The organism is Microbacterium sp. NPDC059771 (genome assembly GCF_042732495.1).
Lineage (GTDB): Bacteria > Actinomycetota > Actinomycetes > Actinomycetales > Microbacteriaceae > Microbacterium > Microbacterium sufflavum.
Map to the genome: position 1 here is coordinate 2,364,150 of NZ_JBHWHK010000001.1, position 19,825 is coordinate 2,383,974.

General features: G+C 70.4%; 22 protein-coding genes. 15 read left to right on the plus strand and 7 right to left on the minus strand.

All coding sequences use genetic code 11. The features are described 5' to 3' along the window. Positions 1–26 precede the first annotated feature (26 nt). The 5 genes from ACFV3I_RS11270 to ACFV3I_RS11290 all read left to right on the plus strand — a co-directional run bounded on the left by ACFV3I_RS11270 (position 27) and on the right by ACFV3I_RS11290 (position 4,886). Entirely contained in the window at positions 27–1,223 is a 1,197-nt protein-coding gene (locus ACFV3I_RS11270; protein ID WP_136030264.1) for a CdaR family transcriptional regulator, read from the plus strand. 94 nt (positions 1,224–1,317) lie between these two features. Continuing rightward, the gene (locus ACFV3I_RS11275) at positions 1,318–2,238 is read left to right on the plus strand and encodes an ACP S-malonyltransferase (RefSeq protein ID WP_247639002.1); all 921 of its coding nucleotides are present in this window, start codon (positions 1,318–1,320) and stop codon (positions 2,236–2,238) included. Next, positions 2,235–3,236: a beta-ketoacyl-ACP synthase III gene (locus tag ACFV3I_RS11280; RefSeq protein WP_136030221.1), complete on the plus strand. Its 1,002-nt coding sequence runs from the start codon at positions 2,235–2,237 to the stop codon at positions 3,234–3,236. The genes ACFV3I_RS11275 and ACFV3I_RS11280 overlap by 4 nt, the downstream gene beginning before the upstream one ends. Before the next feature lie 69 nt (positions 3,237–3,305). Next, the gene (locus ACFV3I_RS11285) at positions 3,306–3,554 is read left to right on the plus strand and encodes an acyl carrier protein (RefSeq protein WP_136030219.1); all 249 of its coding nucleotides are present in this window, start codon (positions 3,306–3,308) and stop codon (positions 3,552–3,554) included. Positions 3,555–3,647: 93 nt separating this feature from the next. After that, positions 3,648–4,886 carry a beta-ketoacyl synthase gene (locus tag ACFV3I_RS11290; RefSeq protein ID WP_136030217.1) on the plus strand — a complete coding sequence of 413 codons (1,239 nt, stop codon included), beginning with the start codon at positions 3,648–3,650 and terminating at the stop codon, positions 4,884–4,886. Between the two features lie 69 nt (positions 4,887–4,955). On the opposite strand, the gene ACFV3I_RS11295 is transcribed toward ACFV3I_RS11290, so the two are convergent. Then, positions 4,956–5,618 (minus strand): YitT family protein, encoded by a 663-nt coding sequence (locus ACFV3I_RS11295; protein WP_136030215.1) that lies wholly within the window; start codon positions 5,616–5,618, stop codon positions 4,956–4,958. Between the two features lie 96 nt (positions 5,619–5,714). On the opposite strand from ACFV3I_RS11295, the gene ACFV3I_RS11300 reads away from it, so the two are divergent. After that, positions 5,715–7,118: a PLP-dependent aminotransferase family protein gene (locus ACFV3I_RS11300; RefSeq protein ID WP_378803743.1), complete on the plus strand. Its 1,404-nt coding sequence runs from the start codon at positions 5,715–5,717 to the stop codon at positions 7,116–7,118. 132 nt (positions 7,119–7,250) lie between these two features. On the opposite strand, the gene ACFV3I_RS11305 is transcribed toward ACFV3I_RS11300, so the two are convergent. Together ACFV3I_RS11305 and ACFV3I_RS11310 are read right to left on the minus strand one after the other, a co-directional pair. After that, complete coding sequence (locus tag ACFV3I_RS11305; protein WP_136030211.1) at positions 7,251–7,754, minus strand: DUF3145 domain-containing protein; 504 nt, start codon at positions 7,752–7,754, stop codon at positions 7,251–7,253. A 170-nt stretch (positions 7,755–7,924) separates the two neighbouring features. Beyond that, complete coding sequence (locus ACFV3I_RS11310) at positions 7,925–8,698, minus strand: hypothetical protein (protein WP_136030209.1); 774 nt, start codon at positions 8,696–8,698, stop codon at positions 7,925–7,927. Positions 8,699–8,875: 177 nt separating this feature from the next. Between ACFV3I_RS11310 and ACFV3I_RS11315 the strand changes: the two genes are divergently transcribed. From ACFV3I_RS11315 to ACFV3I_RS11325, 3 genes are read left to right on the plus strand one after another with little or no spacing between them, the layout of a single operon-like run. Further along, the gene (locus ACFV3I_RS11315; RefSeq protein ID WP_378803744.1) at positions 8,876–10,879 is read left to right on the plus strand and encodes a DUF262 domain-containing protein; all 2,004 of its coding nucleotides are present in this window, start codon (positions 8,876–8,878) and stop codon (positions 10,877–10,879) included. Position 10,880: 1 nt separating this feature from the next. Further along, the gene (locus tag ACFV3I_RS11320) at positions 10,881–12,131 is read left to right on the plus strand and encodes an alpha/beta fold hydrolase (RefSeq protein ID WP_247638998.1); all 1,251 of its coding nucleotides are present in this window, start codon (positions 10,881–10,883) and stop codon (positions 12,129–12,131) included. Positions 12,132–12,169: 38 nt separating this feature from the next. Then, positions 12,170–12,454: a hypothetical protein gene (locus ACFV3I_RS11325; protein WP_247638997.1), complete on the plus strand. Its 285-nt coding sequence runs from the start codon at positions 12,170–12,172 to the stop codon at positions 12,452–12,454. A 62-nt stretch (positions 12,455–12,516) separates the two neighbouring features. On the opposite strand, the gene ACFV3I_RS11330 is transcribed toward ACFV3I_RS11325, so the two are convergent. From ACFV3I_RS11330 to glgA, 3 genes are all read right to left on the minus strand, one after another. Beyond that, entirely contained in the window at positions 12,517–12,774 is a 258-nt protein-coding gene (locus ACFV3I_RS11330; RefSeq protein WP_047520045.1) for a type B 50S ribosomal protein L31, read from the minus strand. 92 nt (positions 12,775–12,866) lie between these two features. Next, positions 12,867–13,652, minus strand: a complete 786-nt coding sequence (locus tag ACFV3I_RS11335) for an ABC transporter ATP-binding protein (protein ID WP_136036170.1) — start codon at positions 13,650–13,652, stop codon at positions 12,867–12,869. A 17-nt stretch (positions 13,653–13,669) separates the two neighbouring features. After that, positions 13,670–14,854, minus strand: coding sequence for a glycogen synthase (gene glgA, locus ACFV3I_RS11340; RefSeq protein ID WP_136036171.1), 1,185 nt, complete (start codon positions 14,852–14,854; stop codon positions 13,670–13,672). A gap of 69 nt (positions 14,855–14,923) precedes the next feature. Here glgA and ACFV3I_RS11345 point away from each other — a divergent pair, with 69 nt between their 5' ends. From ACFV3I_RS11345 to ACFV3I_RS11355, 3 genes are read left to right on the plus strand one after another with little or no spacing between them, the layout of a single operon-like run. Beyond that, entirely contained in the window at positions 14,924–16,165 is a 1,242-nt protein-coding gene (locus tag ACFV3I_RS11345) for a glucose-1-phosphate adenylyltransferase (protein WP_136030197.1), read from the plus strand. 48 nt (positions 16,166–16,213) lie between these two features. Then, positions 16,214–16,849: a phosphoserine phosphatase SerB gene (serB, locus tag ACFV3I_RS11350; RefSeq protein ID WP_206251168.1), complete on the plus strand. Its 636-nt coding sequence runs from the start codon at positions 16,214–16,216 to the stop codon at positions 16,847–16,849. Positions 16,850–16,890: 41 nt separating this feature from the next. Then, a complete protein-coding gene (locus ACFV3I_RS11355; RefSeq protein WP_206251167.1) occupies positions 16,891–17,586 on the plus strand; it encodes an alpha/beta fold hydrolase in 696 nt (231 codons plus the stop codon). A gap of 42 nt (positions 17,587–17,628) precedes the next feature. On the opposite strand, the gene ACFV3I_RS11360 is transcribed toward ACFV3I_RS11355, so the two are convergent. Then, complete coding sequence (locus ACFV3I_RS11360) at positions 17,629–18,339, minus strand: beta-ketoacyl-ACP reductase (RefSeq protein ID WP_136030190.1); 711 nt, start codon at positions 18,337–18,339, stop codon at positions 17,629–17,631. A gap of 127 nt (positions 18,340–18,466) precedes the next feature. Here ACFV3I_RS11360 and ACFV3I_RS11365 point away from each other — a divergent pair, with 127 nt between their 5' ends. From ACFV3I_RS11365 to ACFV3I_RS11375, 3 genes are read left to right on the plus strand one after another with little or no spacing between them, the layout of a single operon-like run. Next, on the plus strand, positions 18,467–18,811 hold the full coding sequence (locus ACFV3I_RS11365) for a DUF3099 domain-containing protein (protein WP_206251166.1): 345 nt from the start codon (positions 18,467–18,469) through the stop codon (positions 18,809–18,811). After that, positions 18,808–19,002 carry a hypothetical protein gene (locus ACFV3I_RS11370; protein ID WP_136030186.1) on the plus strand — a complete coding sequence of 65 codons (195 nt, stop codon included), beginning with the start codon at positions 18,808–18,810 and terminating at the stop codon, positions 19,000–19,002. The genes ACFV3I_RS11365 and ACFV3I_RS11370 overlap by 4 nt, the downstream gene beginning before the upstream one ends. Next, a complete protein-coding gene (locus ACFV3I_RS11375) occupies positions 18,999–19,811 on the plus strand; it encodes an SURF1 family protein (RefSeq protein ID WP_136036174.1) in 813 nt (270 codons plus the stop codon). The genes ACFV3I_RS11370 and ACFV3I_RS11375 overlap by 4 nt, the downstream gene beginning before the upstream one ends. Positions 19,812–19,825 lie beyond the last annotated feature (14 nt).

The window sequence follows — 19,825 nt, forward strand, 5'->3', positions numbered from 1 at the left end:
CGGTGACACCGTCGTCTGCCGCCGGCATGGACAAGGCCGCGACACTCACCTGGCTGCGCCGGATCTCCGGTGACATCGCCTCGGTGACGATCAAGCGGCTGGAGGACACGCTCCCGTGGTACGCCGACATGCCACCGGCCCGCCGTTCTGCGGTCGGGCTGGTGGCGCAGGCGGGCATCACCTCGTTCATCCAGTGGTACGACGACCCCACCTCGACCCCGTGGATCGCGGCGGACATCTTCGCCGCCGCGCCACGGGAGCTCCTGCGCAGCGTGAGCCTGCAGCAGACGCTCCAGCTGATCCGCGTGACGGTGGAGGTGACCGAGGAGCGCGTCGCCGGCAAGGGTGAGCATCTCCGCGAGGCCATCCTGCTGTACTCGCGCGACGTCGCGTTCGCCGCGGCCGACGTGTACGCCCGCGCCGCAGAGGCCCGCGGCCTGTGGGATGCGCGCCTCGAGGCACTCGTGGTGGACTCGATCCTCACGGGAGAGGCCGACGAGGAGCTGCCGAGCCGCATCGCCGCCCTGGGCTGGCACGGACACGGCGAGGTCGCGGTGCTGGTCGGCACGACGCCTCCGCAGTTCGATGTGGACCTCGTGCGTCGGACGGCGCGGAAGCTCGCGGTCGACGTGCTGATCGGCGTGCAGGGCTCACGGCTCGTCCTGGTGCTCGGCCGTGCCCGCGTGGCCGGACAGGAGGGCGAGGACGAGGAGCTGGGCTTCCAGGAGATCGCCGCCCGGCTCGAGCCGTCGTTCGGGCCCGGCTTCGTCGTGCTCGGACCCGCGGTCGCCGCCCTCGTCGATGCGAGCCAGAGCGCCAGGGCGGCCCTCGCCGGCTTCGCGGTGGCTCGCGCCTGGCGGAGCGCACCGCGACCGGTGGAAGCCGACGACCTGCTGCCCGAGCGCGCTCTGGCGGGCGACCCCCTCGCGAAGCAGACGCTGGTCGAGCGCATCTTCCGCCCACTGCAGGCCCATTCGACCGATCTGGTGACGACGCTGTGGAGCTACCTCGACAACGGCCGCTCGCTGGAGGCGACCGCGCGCGAGCTGTTCGTGCATCCGAACACCGTGCGCTACCGCCTCAAGCGCGTGAGCGAGGTGATCGGGTGGGACGCCACGGGCCCGCGCGAGGCCCTCATCCTGCAGACGGCCCTCATCCTCGGGTCCATCGGTGCCGCGGAGCAGGTGCGTCGCCGCCCGTCCGCACGGCGCCCGCCGCGGTGACGCCGCCAGGCCCTGTGCGCCACACACAAGGGATCCTCGCAATCTTGTGATGGATCATCCACCGCTCGTCGGCAATCGTTGGCAGACTGGGTGGGTGATTGTCGTCGTCTGCCCTGGACAGGGCTCGCAGACCCCCGGTTTCCTCGCCCCCTGGCTCGACCTCGACGGCGCCGAGGAGCGTCTCGCCTCCTTCTCCGAGGCGGCCGAGGTCGACCTCCGCACCCACGGCACCGTGTCCGACGCCGACACCATCCGTGACACGCGCATCGCGCAGCCGCTGATCGTCGCCGCGTCGCTCCTCGCCGGCGACGCCCTCGTGCAGCGGTCCGGCCGCCGTGCGGACGGCATCGCCGGTCACTCGGTCGGCGAGGTCGCCGCCCTCGTGGGCAGCGGGGTGATCGACGAGACGACCGGCATGCGTCTGGTGGGGATCCGCGGCCGCGCGATGGCCGATGCCGCCGCGCAGACCCCCACGGGCATGAGCGCGGTGCTGGGCGGCGACGAAGAGGCGCTGCTCGCCCGCCTGGCCGAGCTCGGCCTGTCCCCCGCCAACTACAACGGCGGCGGCCAGATCGTGGTCGCCGGACCGCTGCCGGCACTGGCTGCTCTGGCCGAGGAGCCGGTGAAGGGCACGCGCGTGGTGCCACTGCAGGTCGCCGGCGCGTTCCACACCTCGTACATGGGCTCGGCGGTCGCCGCGCTCCGCGACGCGGTGGCCGACGTGTCCCCCGTCGACCCCGACATCACGCTCTGGACCAACCGCGACGGCTCCGTGGTCTCCGACGGCGCGCAGGCGCTCTCGTATCTCGTCGACCAGGTGTCCTCGCCGGTGCGCTGGGACCTCTGCATGGCGTCGTTCGCCGAGGCGGGCGTCACCGGGGTCATCGAGCTCGCCCCCGCCGGCGCCCTCGTCGGCCTCGCCAAGCGCGGGCTCCGTGGTGTGCCGACCGTCGCCGTCAAGACCCCCGAAGACCTCGACGCAGCCGTCGCGCTGCTGAACGGAGACGCCGCATGAGCGCCACGCTCGCCCAGCTCACCGGCCCCGCGTACACCCGCATCTACTCGTACGGTGCCGCGCGCGGCGAGAACGCCGTCCCGAACGACGACCTGATCGGTCCGATCGACTCGAGCGACGAGTGGATCCGCCAGCGCACCGGCATCGTGACTCGCGTGCGCGCCGACAAGGGAACGGATGCGATCGACCTGGCCACCGCCGCGGCCGCCGAGGCCATCGAGAAGTCGGGCGTCCCCGCCGACCAGGTCGACCTCGTGATCGTCGCGACGATCAGCAACCCGAAGCAGACGCCCTCGGTCTCGGCGATCGTCGCCGACCGCGTCGGTGCGAACCCGGCGGCCGCCTACGACATCAACGCCGCCTGTGCGGGGTATGCGTACGCGATCGCGCAGGCCGACGCGCTCATCAAGGCCGGTACGGCACGCCACGCTCTCGTGATCGGCACCGAGAAGCTGTCCGACGTGGTCGACCCCACCGACCGCAGCATCTCGTTCCTGCTCGGCGACGGTGCCGGCGCTGCACTGATCGGCCCCAGCGAGACGCCGGGCATCTCCCCCGCCGTGTGGGGTTCGGACGGCTCCAAGGCCGACGCCGTGGGCATGAACGCCACCCTCACCGAGTTCCGCGACGGCGAGGTGCCGTGGCCCACGCTGCGCCAGGAGGGCCCGACCGTCTTCCGCTGGGCGGTGTGGGAGATGGTGAAGGTCGCTCGTGAGGCACTGGACAAGGCGGGCGTGACCGCGGAGGACCTCGCCGCGTTCATCCCTCACCAGGCGAACATGCGCATCATCGACGAGTTCGCCAAGCAGCTCGGTCTGCCGGAGACCACGGCGATCGCCCGCGACATCGAGACGACGGGCAACACCTCGGCCGCCTCCATCCCGCTCGCGAGCCACCGCCTCCTGGCTGAACACCCCGAGCTTTCGGGTGGGCTGGCGCTGCAGATCGGCTTCGGCGCCGGTCTCGTGTTCGCCGCACAGGTCGTCGTCCTCCCCTGAGTCCGCGCCGACCTTCCCTAGACTGTTCCACGGTTCCTAATACACCCCGTAAGAAAGAGGAAGACCACCATGGCTTTCACCAACGATGAGGTCCTCTCCGGCCTCGCAGAGCTCATCACCGACGAGACCGGCATCAACGCCTCCGAGGTCGCCCTGGAGAAGTCGTTCACCGACGACCTCGACATCGACTCGATCTCGATGATGACGATCGTCGTCAACGCCGAGGAGAAGTTCGGCGTGACCATTCCCGACGACGAGGTCAAGAACCTCAAGACCGTCGGCGACGCGGTCAACTTCATCGTCGCGGGCCAGGAGTAACACGGCAGGATGCCACCCCCGCTGCGGCGGGGCGTGGCATCCTCCGCTCTGCCCATCTCCCGCACGACTCCCGTTCGACAAGGAACCACCTTCATGACCAAGCGCATCGTCGTCACCGGCATCGGCGCCACGTCCGCCATCGGCGGGACGGCTCCCGAGAACTGGACCAACCTCCTCGCCGGGGTGTCCGGCACCCGCACGATCGAGCACGACTGGGTGCAGCAGTACGAGCTGCCCGTCACGTTCGCCGCCTCGGCGATCGTCCGCCCCGAAGAGGTGCTGCCGCGCCACGAGGCCAAGCGTCTGGACCCGTCTTCGCAGTTCGCGTTGATCGCGGCACGCGAGGCCTGGGCCGACGCCGGTTCCCCCGAGGTCGCCCCCGAGCGCCTCGGCGTCGACTTCGCGACCGGCATCGGCGGCCTGTGGACCCTGCTGGACGCGTGGGACACGCTGCGCGAGAAGGGACCGCGCCGCGTCATGCCGCTGACGGTCCCGATGCTCATGCCCAACGCTGCCGCGGGCAACCTCTCGCTGCAGTTCGAGGCCCGCGCCTACGCGCAGACCGTGGTGAGCGCCTGTGCCTCGAGCACCGAGTCCCTCATCCACGCCTTCCACCACCTGCAGGAGGGTCTCGCCGACGTCGTGATCGCCGGCGGCACCGAGTCCGCGATCCACCCCATCACGATGGCGGCGTTCGCTTCCGCGCAGGCCCTCTCCCGCCGCAACGACGACCCGGCCCACGCATCGCGTCCGGGCGCGATCGACCGCGACGGCTTCGTGATGGGCGAGGGAGCGGCCGCGCTGATCCTCGAGACCGAGGAGCACGCCAAGGCTCGCGGCGCCAAGATCTACGGCTACATCCTGGGCGGCGGTGTCACGGCCGACGCCTACCACATCACGGGCAACGACCCGGAGGGCAACGGCGCGGCCCGTGCGGTCACGCAGGCTCTCGAGGAGGCCGGCATCACGGCCGACCAGGTCACGCACATCAATGCCCACGCCACCTCGACGCCGGTGGGCGACCCGAACGAGTACACAGCGCTCAAGAAGGTCTTCGGCGACCGAATCGATGAGATCCCGGTGTCGGCCACCAAGGCGTCGACCGGGCACCTGCTCGGCGGCACCGGCGCGCTGGAGGCGATCTTCTCGATCCTCGCGCTGCGCGACCGGGTCGCCCCTCCGACGATCAACATGACGGAGCCCGACCCCGAGGTCCCGTTCCGCCTGTCCGGAGAGCCGATGCCCCTGGGCGACGGACCGCAGATCGCGATCAGCAACTCCTTCGGCTTCGGCGGACACAACGCGGTGCTCGTGGTGGGCAGCGCCGACTGACGACCCCGTACGACACGACGAGGCCCCCGGGACGTCCCGGGGGCCTCGTCCTGTCTCGACGGACCCGGCTCAGCCGTTCGAGACGGCGAGCCGCTGCGACCGGGCCCTGCGGCGCCGCTCGATGCGGGGAAGGAACCAGCCGATGAGCGGACCGACGCCGAACGCGAAGAGCACGGTCCCCACACCCACCGGGCCGCCCAGCAGGAATCCGATGAGGAGCACCGAACCTTCGATCACGGTCCTGGCGAGCCAGACCGGCCATCCGGTGGTCCGGACGAGACCCGTCATCAGTCCGTCCCGCGGGCCGGGACCGAAGTCAGCGGCGATGTAGAGCCCGGTGGCGAACGCCAGCAGCACGAGTCCGAACACGAACATGGGCGCGCCGATCCACACGTTCGGCGGGGAGGGCAGTGCCAGCAGCGCGAGGTCGGCGCTGGGGCCGATCAGGAGGGCGTTGAGCAGGGTGCCGAGACCGACGCGCTGGCGCAGGGGGATCCACAGCAGCAAGACCACGATCGACACCAGCACGGTGACGGCGCCGTAGCCGAGGCCGCTCCGTCCCGCGACACCGAGCGCGAGCACGTCCCACGGCGCCACACCGATGCCCCCGCGGACCATGAACGCCAGCGCGATGCCGTAGAGCATCAGTCCGATGACGAGCTGGACCAGGCGCTCCGCGAGGTCGCGAGGGCTCGTGGCGCGGACGGGCAGGAGGATGGAGCGCAGGAGCATCTCTCCATCGTGGAACGACGGGAGCCGCGGTCGCCGAGACCACTGCGACAAAAGTGGCCTGCGTATAGCAGTCCACTTTTGCGGCAAGCTGGAGTCATGTCCTCACGACTCGTGGAACAGCTCGGAGCGCGCAGCGTCGCCGGCGCCTCGGCCACCACCCTGGCCCGCCAGATCACCGCGCTCATCCTCGACGGCCGGCTCACGGTGGGGGAACGACTGCCCAGCGAGCGTGCTCTCGCGGTCGAGCTGCGCCGCTCCCGCTCGACCATCACGCGCGTGTACGGCCTGCTGGAGGCGGACGGCTACGTCACACGGCACCACGGCGGCAGCACCCGGGTCGCACTCCCCCACGGCCCCGCGCTGCCGGGACAGGACGGCGACGGCGACGCGATCGACCTCTCCATCGCCTCGATGGACTCCACCCCCGGGCTGTACGACGCGACCGTGCGCTCACTCCCGCGACTCGCGGCGCTGCGCGGCACGAGCGGCTACTCGCTGCAGGGGCTTCCGGAGCTGCGCGAGGCGCTCGCGCAGCGCTTCACGGAACGCGGGGCCGACACCACCGCGGACGAGATCATCGTGACGTCCGGAGCGCTCAACGCCGTGAACCTGATCCTCACCGCGATCGGGCGTCGGGGCGAACGCGCACTCGTGGAACAGCCCACCTTCCCCCACGCGCTCGAAGCCCTCCATCGGCACGGCTACCGCCTGGTGCCCACGCCGGTCGACACGGACGGCTGGGACACCCGCCACGTCACGGACACGCTGCTCAGCGCGCGCCCCCACGTCGCCTACCTCATCCCCGACTTCCACAACCCGACCGGTGCCACCCTTCCGCAGGAGGAGCGCTCCCGCATCGCCGCCACCGCGCGCCACGTGGGAACCCATCTGATCGTCGACGAGACCACAGCCGAGCTCGACATCGACCGCGGCTGGGCTCCTGTCCCCCTCGCCGCGGAGGGACCGCACGTCATCACCGTCGGCTCGATGTCGAAGATCGCGTGGGGCGGGATGCGCATCGGGTGGATCCGGGCCGAGCGTTCCGTGATCGCGCGCCTGCTCGCCGTCCGCCCCTCGTTCGAGCTGGGCACCGCGCTGCTCGAGCAGTGCATCGCGGTCGAGCTGCTGCGCGACATGCCTGCACTCGGCGCGCACGTGCGCAGCCGGCTCACGGCGGGACGCGCTGCCGTCGCCGAGGGCCTCACGCACCTGCCCGGCGTGCGGATGCCGCGCACCCCGGGCGGTCTGTCGGCCTGGATCGATCTGGGCGCGCCGGTCTCGACGGCGTTGTCGCTCGCCGCCCGCGAGCAGGGCCTGATCCTGCCCCCAGGGCCGCGCTTCACGACCGGCGGGGTGCTGGAGCGGCGGCTCCGCATCCCGATCACCCTTCCGCCGGAGCGCACGGCGGAGGCGATGGCCCGTCTCGCCCTGGCGTGGGGCGACCTGGTGGGAGGCAGCCGACAGCCCGCGGCGGAGATGCGCCACGCGGCTGTCATCTGACGACGAAGACCCCGCCGCGGCATCCGTGGCGGGGTCTTCGTCGAGCGGGGCGAGGATACGTCTTCTCAGCGTCCGGGATCACTCACCGGAATCCGATACTCACGCCTCCCGCGCCCCCGGTCTGCGGGCCGGTCAACCGACCTTGTGGAGCCAGACGACGCGCGCATCGTCACTGGCGTGGCGGAACGGTTCGAGCTCCTCGTCCCAGGCGGAGCCGAGCGCGATGTCCAGCTCGCGCTGCAGCTCGACGGCGTTCCCTGCGGCGATCTCCATCGCGTAGCGGATGCGGTCCTCGCCGATCACGATGTTGCCGGCGGCGTCGGTCTGCGCGTAGTGGATGCCGAGATCCGGAGTGTGCAGCCAGCGTCCGCCGTCACTGCGGGGCGTCGGGTCTTCCGTGACCTCGAAGCGCAGGTGCTCCCAGCCGCGGATCGCGGTCGCGAGCGCAGCACCCGTGCCGACGGGGCCGTCCCAGTAGAACTCGGCGCGCCGGGCGCCGTCGAGGACCGGCTGCTCCGTCCAGTCGAAGTTCACCGCACGCCCGATAGCGCGACCGACCGCCCATTCCAGGTGCGGGCAGAGCGCGCGAGGCGCCGAGTGGATGAACACCACTCCGCGTGCGTAAGCCGTCGCCATGATCTCTCCGTTTCATCAGGTGCGTCTTCCCCTACGACCTGACCCACGAAGTGGCGAGAGTATGCAGTTGTGCGCCCATTCTCGCGGAGTTCCGCATAAATCACAAGCGTGTGATTCCATGACGAAGGCCCCGGTCGAGCGACCGGGGCCTTCGTCGTATCAGCGGAGGATCACGCCTCGCTCATGGCCTGCTTGACCTGCTGGCCCTTGGCGGCGTAGTACGCGGCGCGCGCCGCGTCCTTGCGCGCCTGCTCGGCGTAGCCGAACTCCAGCACGTCCTGCGGGACCTCGACGTTCGGGACGTCGTCGGTGCCGTGGTACTTCTCGATGTAGGCGTCGAGCTCGGGGCCCGAGGTCCACGACGTGATCAGGCAGTAGCGCGGGTCGGTGCCGTTGTGGGTGGCAGCATGCCACAGGCGCTGTGTGTCCACGATCAGCTGCGCGCCGGCCGGCAGCGCGATGCGGTACTCGATGCTCGGGTCGGTGCGGTTCTCGCGCAGGACGAAGTAGCTGTCCTTGTCGTCGGTGAGGTTGAAGAAGCCGCGGACGACCCAGCCGGTCCCGTCCGGGTTCAGGCGGTTGTTGTCGTCCTGGTGCAGGTTGTACAGGCAGTCGCCGTACGGGGTGGGCTGCAGCTCGATGATGCGGCACCGACCGACGTTGGCACCCGGCTCCTGCGCGCGACGCGTCAGGTTCGGTGCCTTCGCGACCTGGGAGTCGATCCAGACGCCGTCCTTGTCGGTGCGCGGCGGCTTGTGGTTCCAGAAGCCGTTGCACTCGATGTCGCCGAAGGCGCTGGCGAGGGGCGCGAACCGGGTGTCGCCCGAGGACTTCCAGTCGTTGTACTCGACGTCCAGCCACTCCTTGGGGTCGGCCTCCTGGTCGTAGCTGTCGAGGACGACGAAGCCCTTCTCCTCCAGCGCTGCGGACTTGATGTATCCCATGATCGAGTCATGTTCCTTTCATCGGGGGCCAGCACGTTTTAACAGGCCCTGATAAGGCAAGCCTAACAGCGGGGCTCGCCGCCTCCCCGAAGGGCGGCCGTGCATAACCCGAATAGACTGGGCGGGGCGTCGAGCGCGTTCTCGGCGCCCGTCGCAACGGGAGGATCAGACACCAGCATGAGCACCGCGACCAACGTCGAGGCGACAGCAGTCAACACGATCGAATGGCTCGCGGCGGGACGCACGACCATCGTCGTCCCCGTGTACCAGCGGCAGTACCGGTGGGACATCGGCGGCTGCGAACGGCTCCTGTCCGACGTCCGCGCGGTCGCGGCGGAAGACGACGCCCACCGTCACTTCCTCGGCTCCATCCTCTCCGCGCAGGACGGCAGCGGCGAGGACGCCGACCTCATCCTGATCGACGGACAGCAGCGGATCACCACGCTCATGCTCCTCGTCGCCGCGCTGCATCACGCGGTCCGCGACACCGATCCGGACCTCGCCGCCGAGCTCTCCCGCGTGCTCGTCCTGGCGGACGCTCCCGGACGCACCAAGCTCCGACCCCACGACGCATGGGCCGAGCTGTACGAGTCCGTCGTCCTCGACCGCCGCGACGACCTCGACCGCGAGTCGCGGTTCGACGACAACTACGCGTTCTTCCGCAGCCAGATCCACGTCGACGAAGTGCCGCTGATCTGGCGGGGGCTGCAGCGCCTGGAGCACGTGTCGATCACGCTGGGTCCCCGTGCCAACGCGCAGCAGATCTTCGAGAGCCTCAACTCCACCGGCGAGCCGCTGCGCGACCACGAGCTCATCCACAACTACATCCTGATGGGCCTGAGCCACGCCGAACAGCTCGACGTCGAGTCGCGCTTCTGGCTGCCCATCGAACAGCACACCGGCGAGGCGATCGGCGCGTTCTGGCGCCACTACCTCGTCATGGTCACCGGCCGAGAGGTTGCGGCGAACGGCGAGCACGGCGTGTACAGCGCGTTCCGCCAGTCGTTCCCGCGCGTCGACGTCGCGCACCTCCAGGCCGATGCCGCGAACTGGCGGCACTTCGCGGAGCTCTACGGCATCCTGCTCGACCCGTCACGGGAGCCCGACCTCGAGATCGCGCGGCAGCTGCGGGCCGTCAACACGTTCGGACGCTCGTCGTATCCGCTGGTGCTCAACGCCTACAGCGACCACGTCCGCGGACGCATCGACCGAGCCGAGTTCCTGCAGACGCTCGAGTGGCTGCAGGCCATGTACCTCCGCCGCGTGCTGGTGAATCTGCCGACCGAGCGCCTGATCGCGCGGCTCTGCCGGGCGCGCGCGAACGGTCAGGAGGCGCTTGCCCGCGCGATCGCCCGCATCACGCCGTCGGACGAGCGTGTGAGCGCCGTCCTGAAGTACAGCGAGCTGCCCTACCCCGCCTACGTGCTCGGGCGACTCGAAGGCGTCGACGAGGTCGAGGGCTTCGATGTCGAGCACATCGTCCCGGCCGTCCCCGGTGACGCGTGGTCGGGCGACGGCGTGCGTCCGTGGAGCGAGTACAGCGAGGACGAGCAGAACAGCCACCGCGCGCTCGCTCCCACGCTCGGCAACCTCACGCTGCTCGAGCAGGGGCTGACCGAGCGCGTGTTCGGAGCATCGTTCCCGGTCAAGCGCGACGAGGCCTACGCGCGCAGCACCGTGCCGGCCACGCGAGAGCTGACCGCCGCTGCGGCCTGGGGCACCGCCGCCATCACGGCCCGCACGGTCGCGCTGACGACCGAGCTGCTGCGGATCTGGGCCCGCCCTGCCCTGCCGGAGATCGACGACGACGGCCTCACCCCGATCCTCGACGCCGTCCGCCGGCGCGGCTGGCCGGCCGGCTGGGAGCGCGAGTTCGACTACGTCGAGTACCGCGGAGAGCGCTGGGAGGTCTACGACGTCAAGCACCTCTTCAACCGCGTGTTCCGGCGTGCGTGGACCGACACCCGTGAGGCGGCCGTCGCGTACTGCGCCGCGCACGGCGGCCCCATCTACGACGCCCAGGCGTGGAAGGGCCAGTGGGACCGGCTCGACGACGAGCACTCGCTGTACATGGGGTGGGACTCGAACTACATGATGACCGCGGTGCAGGGCGTGCTGGAGGAGTCCGGGCTCGCCTCCGAGGTCTTCGTCAAGTACTCCTACATCGGGAACGTGATGTGACATGACCACCACCGTCCGCCGCCGCCTGCTCGACCTGACCGTCGACGAGCACACCCTGACCGTGCCGCTCGTGTGGGACGACCCCGCCGACCCGCGCAGCATCGACGTGTTCGCCGCGGTGGTCGCGCGCGAGGGCGGAGAGCAGCTGCCGTACCTGGTCTTCCTGCAGGGCGGCCCGGGGCACGAAGCGCCGCGGCCGTTCCACTCCTCCACCGCCCCGGCGTGGCTCGACCAGGCGCTCGCGCACTACCGGGTCGTGCTGCTCGACCAGCGGGGCACCGGTCGTTCCACCCCCGTCGGCGACGACGACCTCGCTCAGGGAGCCGACGCGGTGGCCGAGCACCTGACCCACCTGCGCGCCGATGCGATCGTGCGCGACGCCGAGGCGATGCGCGAGCACCTGGGTGCCACCACCTGGAGCGTGCTGGGTCAGTCGTTCGGCGGGTTCACCACGCTCGCCTACCTGTCGACCGATGCCGGGTCGCTGCGCGACGTGTTCATCACCGGCGGCCTCAGCACCGTCGAGCGGCACCCCGACGAGGTCTACGCGCTGTGCTACGACAAGATGCGCATGGCCTCCGAGCGCTACTACCGCCGATTCCCCGAGCACCGCGACACCATGCGCCGTCTGATCGACCTCGCCGACGAGGGCCGCATCGTCCTGCCGGACGGCGAGGTCGTCTCGCGCTCGCGCCTGCGCTCGGTCGGCTCCGCGCTCGGCACCGACGACGGATGGCAGACGGTGTGGTCGCTCCTGGAGCGCGACCCCTCGTCGAACGCCTTCCGGTACGACCTGATGCACGCCATGCCCTTCGGCGGCCGCAATCCGCTGTACTACGTGTTCCATGAGTCGAGCTATGCGAGCGGCCATGCGACCCGGTGGTCGGCCGAGCGCGTCGAACCCGCCGACTTCCAGGACGATCCCACGCTGTTCACGGGCGAGCACATCCGCCGCGAGTGGACCGACACGGTTCCGGCGCTGCGGCCGTGGCGAGAGGTCACTCTGGCCCTGGCCGAGCACGCCTGGCCGCAGATCTACGACCCCGCGGCGATCACCGCCTCGGGTGCGACGGGAGCCGCCGCCGTGTACGTGCATGACGTGTACGTGCCGCTCGAGTTCTCACTCGAGACCGCGCGACTGCTCCCCGGGGTATCCCTGTGGGTGACCAGCGAACACGAGCACAACGGCTTGCGGACGGGCCAGGTGCTCTCCCGCCTGATCGACCTCGCCGCGGGTCGACGCCTGCGCTGACGCCCCACGGCGACACTGCAGCCGCCTATCCTGGGGGCATGCGAGACGTCATGGCGTGGGCGACGGTCGCGCTGGTCCTGGTCACGGGTCCCGCGCTGCTGATCGCCGGGATGCGACACACGTTCTCGCGCAAGCCGGTCGACGAGAAGTACGAGCACGCGACCGGCGGCGGGCTCGTCGGCGCATTCGACAGCGTGTGGTCCCCCTCTGCTCACGAAGCCGGCCAGGAGCGCGATCGGCAGACACGGCGCACCGCCCCCGCCCCCTCCCCGGGCGACCCGCCCGACCGCATCCGCGGCACCAGGATCATCATCGACCTGTGACGGGCGCCGGGCATGACGAAGGCCCCGCGTTCCGAGGAACGCGGGGCCTTCGTCGGGGGCCCTTACTTGGAGGAGCCGCCGAAGCCCTTGAAGCGCTGGTTGAACTTCTCGACGCGACCGGCCGAGTCCATGATGCGCTGCTTGCCCGTGTAGAAGGGGTGCGAAGCCGAGGAGATCTCGACGTCGATCACCGGGTACTCCACGCCGTCCAGCTCGATGGTCTTGTCGCTGGTGACGGTGGAACGGGTGAGGAAGGTCTCGCCCGAGCCGAGGTCGCGGAACACGACGGCCTGGTAGTCGGGGTGAATGTCAGTCTTCATGGGATTCCTTAGTTGCTGCCCTGGATTGTGCCAGGGACGAGGGAAGTCTGCGGTGCAGAGAGCACCAAGGGTCGATTCTATCAGATGCCGCGTCAGGACGCGGCGCGGGCGGCGTAGCGGCCACCCTCCTGAGACAGCGTGATCGGCATCCCGAACGCGGCCGTCAGCGACTCGCTCGTGAGCGACTCCTCGATCGGTCCCGCCGCGACGACGACGCCGTCACGCAGCAGCAGCACGTGCGTGAAACCGACCGGGATCTCCTCCACGTGGTGCGTCACCATCAGCATCGCGGGCGTCGACGGCGCCGAGGCGTACCCGCCGAGCAGGGCGAGCAGCTCCTCGCGCGAGCCGAGGTCGAGCGAGGCCGTCGGCTCGTCGAGCAGCAGCAGCTCCGGGTCGGTCATGACGGCGCGCGCGATCTGGACACGCTTCTGCTCGCCGTCGCTGAGCGTGCCGAACGTGCGGTCGGCGAGGTGATCCAGACGCCAATCGCGCAACACGCGGAGGGCGCGGCGCTCATCGATGTCCTCATAGCTCTCGTTCCACCGGCCGAGCACCGAGTACGCGGCCGTGAGCACCGTGTTGAGCACGGTCTCGTCACGCGGAACCCGCTTGGCCATCGCGGAGGAGGCGAACCCGATCCGGGGGCGGATCTCGAACACGTCGGTGCGACCGAGCGTCTCGCCCAGCACGGTGACCGTGCCGGCCGTCGGGTGCATGAGCGTGTCGGCCAGCTGCAGCAGCGTGGTCTTGCCCGCGCCGTTCGGCCCGAGGATCACCCATCGCTGATCGTCGGCGACCTGCCAGGTCACGTGATCGATGATGTTGCGCCCCTCTCGGCGCACGACGACGTCAGCGAAATCCAGAGCGATCGGCATGCGGCCAGCCTATCGGCTCAACGGATCAGCTCCGCGTAGAGCGCGCGGGTCGCTTCCGCGATCGCGGTCCAGCTGAACTGGGTCCGCGCCCGCTCCCGTCCGGCTTCACCGTATGCGCGGGCGCGCTCCGGATCCGTCGCGACCTCGGTCAGCACGGCGGCCAGGTCGGCGACGAAGCGCTCCGGGTCGATCGGGGTGCCCGTGCCGTCCTGCACCTGCTCGATCGGCACCAGGCGGCCGGTCACGCCGTCGTCGACCACCTCCGGGATCCCACCCGTGGCCGTGCCGACGACCGCGGCGCCGCACGCCATCGCCTCCAGGTTCACGATGCCCAGCGGCTCGTACACCGAGGGGCACACGAACGTGGTCGCTGCGGCGAGGATGGCCGACAGCTCGTCGCGGGGGAGCATGCGCTCGATCCAGATGACGCCCTCGCGAGTCTGCTGCAAAAGCCGCACCCCCTCCTGCACCTCGGCCATGATCTCCGGGGTGTCCGGGGCGCCGGCGCACAGCACCAGCTGCACCTCCGGCGGCAGGAGCCGGGCCGCCTGGAGCAGGTACGGCAGTCCCTTCTGCCGGGTGATCCGCCCGACGAACACCACGGACGGGCGAGCGGGGTCCATGCCGATCGACTCCAGGAACGCGGCGTCCTCGACCGGCCGCCAGCGCTCCACATCGATGCCGTTGTGGATCACCCGGACACGCGCGGGGTCCACCCCGGGATAGCTGCGCAGGATGTCGGCGCGCATCCCCGCGCTCACCGCGACGACGGCGGCCGCGTTCTCGTACGCCAGCTTCTCGATCCCGCTCGACACCGCGTAGCCGCCGCCGAGCTGCTCCGCCTTCCACGGTCGCAGCGGCTCCAGGCTGTGCGCGGTCAGCACGTGCGGGATGCCGTGCAGCTGCGAGGCGAGGTGACCGGCGAAGTTCGCGTACCAGGTGTGGCTGTGCACGAGGTCGGCCCCGCCGATCGCGGCGACGATCTCGAGGTCGGTGCCCAGCGTCTGCAGCGCCGGGTTCGCGCCGGCAAGTCCGGTCGGCGTGCGGTACGCGAACGTGCCCTCCTCCTCGCGCGGCGCACCGAAGGCTCGGACCGTCACATCGATGCTCTCGCGCAGGGCGGCGACCAGCTCAGCCACGTGCACTCCGGCGCCGCCGTAGATCTCCGGCGGGTACTCCTTGCTGATCATCTCGACTCGCATGCCTAGACGCTAGCGACCGGCTTGTCCAGACGCTAGTTTCCCCGGCGCGGCGGCATCTATGGTGGAGCCATGTCCGCTCCAAAGAAGGTCTTCGGGATCATCCTCGCCGGCGGCGAGGGCAAGCGACTCATGCCGCTGACAGGGGATCGTGCGAAGCCTGCCGTGCCGTTCGGCGGCCAGTACCGCCTGATCGATTTCGCCATCTCCAACCTGATCAACTCGGGCCTGCGTCAGATCGTGGTGCTCACCCAGTACAAGTCCCATAGCCTGGACCGGCACATCTCGCAGACCTGGCGGATGTCGGCACTGCTCGACTCGTACGTCGCCTCCGTCCCCGCGCAGCAGCGACTGGGCAAGCGCTGGTTCTCCGGCTCGGCCGACGCGATCCTGCAGAGCATGAACCTGATCAACGACGAGAAGCCGGACATCGTCGTGGTGATCGGCGCCGACCACGTCTACCGCATGGACTTCCGCCAGATGCTCGAGGCGCACATCGAGTCGGGCGCCAAGGCCACCGTGGCCGGCATCCGGCAGCCACTCGCCCTCGCCTCGCAGTTCGGCGTGATCGACGCGGACCCGGAGTCCGGACGGATCCGGCAGTTCCTCGAGAAGCCGACCGACGCGACCGGTCTCGCGGACTCCCCCCACGAGGTCCTGGCCTCGATGGGCAACTACATCTTCGATGCGGACGCCCTCATCGCCGCCGTCGAGGCGGACGGCGAGTCCCCGACGTCGAGCCACGACATGGGTGGCGACATCGTGCCGTACTTCGTCGACCGCGGCGAGGCCGGCTACTACGACATGAAGCAGAACGACGTCCCCGGCTCGTCGCCGCGCGACCGCTCCTACTGGCGGGATGTGGGGACGATCGACTCGTTCTTCGACGCGCACCGTGATCTGATCTCGACGCTGCCCGTGTTCAACCTCTACAACATGGAGTGGCCGATCCACTCGCAGGCGGTGAACTCGCCGCCTGCGAAGTTCGTGCGCGATTCCGTCGGCCGCATCGGCAACGCGATCGACTCGATCGTGTCCCTCGGCTCCGTCCTGTCCGGCACGCACCTCGAGCGGAGCGTGGTGGGACCGTGGACCCTGGCCGGTGGCGGTTCGACCATCACCGACTCCGTCGTGTTCGATCATGTGCACGTCGGGCAGGGCGCACGCGTGCACCGGGCGATCCTCGACAAGAACGTCGTCCTCGCGGACGGCGCGACGGTCGGTGTGGACCGTGAGCGAGACCTCGCGCGCGGCTTCACCGTGACGGAGTCGGGCATCACCGTGGTCGGCAAGGGCGTCTTCATCGAGCGCTGAGCCGTCACGCCGTCCGGGCCCGTGCGCCCGCATCGCTAGGCTCGGAGGGTGACCTCCGCGCGCTTCCTCGTCGTCCTCGATGCCGATTCCACGCTCATCCGCAACGAGGTGATCGAGCTCCTCGCCGACGAGGCCGGTCGCCGCGCGGAGGTGCAGGCCGCCACCGAGGCCGCGATGCGGGGCGAGATCGACTTCGCATCCAGCCTCCGCTCCCGCGTCGCCGCACTGGAGGGGGTGCCGGTGTCGGCGTTCGAGCGCGTCCGCGCCCGCATCGAGCCGACCCCGGGCGTCCGCGAGCTCACCGCCGCCGTGCACGCGCGCGGTGGCGTGGTGGGCGTCGTGTCCGGCGGGTTCCACGAGATCCTCGACCACATCGCTCCCGAGCTCGGCGTCGACCGGTGGCGCGCCAACCGGCTCGAGGTCGCGGACGGCGTGCTGTCCGGTCGCGTCGACGGCGACATCGTCGATGGGCAGGCCAAGGCGTCCTGGCTGCAGACCTGGGCGGATGAGCTCCGGGTCCCGCGGCGAGCCACCATCGCCATCGGTGACGGGGCGAACGATCTGCCCATGATGGCCGTCGCCGGACTCGGACTCGCGTTTAACGCGAAGCCGGCCGTCCGGGAGGCCGCGAGCCTCGTCGTCGCCACGCAGGATCTCGCCGAGGTCATCCCTCTCCTGCCGTGAGGGCGGTGGTGGATGTCGGCGGCCAGCGCTAGCGTCGCCGCATGGACATCATCCTCATCCCCGGACTCTGGCTCGACGCGCGCAGCTGGGACGACGTGATACCGGCGCTGGAGCAGGCAGGACACCGCACCCATCCGCTCACCCTTCCCGGTCTCGGGGCTTCCGGTCCGGCCGCCTCCGACATCGGCATGGCGGAGTGGGTGGCCGCGGGCGTGGCCGCCGTCGATGAGGTCGAGGGCGACGTGGTCGTCGTCGGTCACAGCGGAGGCGGCAATGTGGCCTGGGGAGTCGCCGACGCGAGGCCCGAGCGCGTGCGGCGCGTGATCTTCGTCGACACGGTGCCGCCGCCGCCCGGTTCGGGCATCAATGAGTTCGAGGTCGTCGACGGTGCCGTCCCGTTCCCCGGGTGGGACTTCTTCCCCGACGAGGATGTGCACGACCTCGACGACGCGACACGGGCCCGCACGGTCGGGCTGACGCAGAGCGTGCCGGGACGCGTGCCCGCGGACGAGATCCAGCTCGAGAACCCCGCGCGCCACTCCGTGCCGGTGACGCTGCTCATGGGCGGGCTCGACGAGGAGGCGTTCGAGGCGACGATCGCACAGTGGGGTGCATACGCGGAGGAGTTCCACGCCATCGCCGACGCCGAGGTCGTGCGCATCGGGTCCGGCCACTGGCCGCAGTTCTCGGTTCCGCAGCGCCTGGGTGAGCTGCTGGTCGCCGCCGTCGCCCGGTGAGTCCGACGTGCGGACGGGTCGGAGCCCGGGCCTCTCAGCGCGTCAGTGGCCCATCCCGAGGCCGCCGTCGACGGGGATGACGGCACCCGAGATGTAGGCGGCATCATCGCTCGCGAGCCAGGTGACCACACCCGCGACCTCATCCGCCGTCGCGAACCTTCCGGCGGGAATGCTGGCCTGGTACTGCTTCTGCGTCTCCTCCGGGAGCTCCGCGGTCATGTCGGTCTCGATGAACCCGGGCGCGACGACGTTGGCGGTGATGCCGCGGGCCCCGAGCTCGCGCGTGATCGACCGGGCGAAGCCGACCAGGGCGCTCTTCGACGCTGCGTAGTTGACCTGACCGGCGGAGCCGTAGAGCCCGACGACGCTGGAGATGAGGATGATGCGTCCGAACCGTGCGCGCAGCATGCCCTTCGACGCACGCTTGACGACGCGGAAGGTGCCGCCGAGGTTGGTGGCGACCACGCTGTCGAAGTCGTCCTCGCTCATGCGCAGCAGGAGGGTGTCCTTCGTGATCCCGGCGTTGGCCACCACGACCTCGACCGGGCCGAGCTGCTGCTCGACCTCGGTGAACGCGGCATCGAGGGACGCGGCATCGGTGACATCGGCGCGCACCGTGAGCGTGCCCTCCGGACCCTCGCCGCTGCGGGCGGTGACGGCCACGCGGTACCCCTCTCGCACGAAGCGCTCGGCGATGGCGCGGCCGATGCCGCGGTTGCCTCCGGTGACGAGGACGACGCGGTCAGCACTCATGGGGGCACTCCTGCTCTGGTCGGGGGTCGGGTTTCCGAGCCGTGAACGATCCTAGCGACTGCAGCGAGCGTGCCCCGGGCGGAATCGGGGCGCCGCCGAGCCCGCACCGGCGTAGGCTGGAAGCATCGTGAAGAACGCACGTCGAGTCCCGGCCGTCACCTCTCTCCCCCAGTCTCCCGGGGACGAGAGCGACCACCGCGTGCGCCGCTACGCGCTCACGATGACGATCCGCGTCGTGTGCTTCGGCCTGATGTTCTTCGTGCAGCCGTTCGGGTGGTACACGTGGGTGTTCGCCCTGGCCGCCGCTGTGCTGCCCTACATCGCCGTGGTGTTCGCCAATGCGGGAAGCGACAGCACGGAGACCTCCGCCGAGTCGCCGTTGCAAGAGCTCGATGCGGCTCCCGGTCCTCCGCCTGTGCAGGAGGCGAACCCCGGCGTCTTCACGATCCGCGAAGGCCGCGCGGAGCAATGACCGATCTGATCTGCTCGCGCGCCGGATGCCGGAGCGCGGCGACCAGCCAGGTCGTGTGGCGCAATCCCCGCATCCACGCCCCCGACCGCGAGAAGATCTGGCTGGCGTGCCCCGAGCACGTGGACTTCCTCCGCGACTATCTGGCCGCCCGTGACTTCCCCGTGACCGTGAGAGACGGTGTGCCCTCGTGAACAACCGCCTGACCCGCTGGGGCGTCTACACCCTGATCGCGATCGGGTTCGCGATCGCCTGCGCCTTCCTGTCGCACTGGCAGTTCGAGCGCAACGAATCGCGGGCCGAGCAGATCGCGCTGGTCGAGCAGAACTACGACGCCCCCGCGGTGCCCCTCACCGAGGTGCTGGGCGACGACGACGTGCTCGATCCCGACGACGAGTGGCGGCCGGTCACGCTGCAGGGCGAGTACCTCGCCGACGAACAGCTGCTCGTGCGCAACCGCCCGCACGGGGGCACGAGCGCCTTCGAGGTGCTGGTGCCGTTCCGCGATGTCGACGGTCGCGTGCTGATCGTCGACCGGGGGTGGGTTCCGCCGGGCGAGGGTGACGTGCCGGACGCCATCCCCGCCCCACCGTCCGGCGAGGTCACGGTCACGGTGCGCCTTCGACCCGGCGAGCCGCTTCCCGCCTCCGGTCGCGGCGCGCCGGAGGGCCAGGTGCCCACGATCCATCTGCCGTCGATCTCCGAGACCATCGACGGTGGCGCCCTCACCGGCGCTTACGGGCGACTGGTGTCGGAGGACCCGGCGGGCTCGGGAACCCTCGGCGGCTTCGAGTCGCCCACCGACGATCCCGGTCCGCACCTGTCGTACGCGATCCAGTGGATCCTGTTCGCGATCATGGGGTTCATCTTCATCGGCTACATCATCCGCACCGAGATCGTGAAGCACCGCGAGGAGCTCGAGGGGAAGCCGGCACCCGTGAAGGCGCCGCGCCGGCGCGACCGCGACGCCGACGTCGAGGACGAGCTGCTCGACGCCCGCTGAGCCCGAGTGCCGCG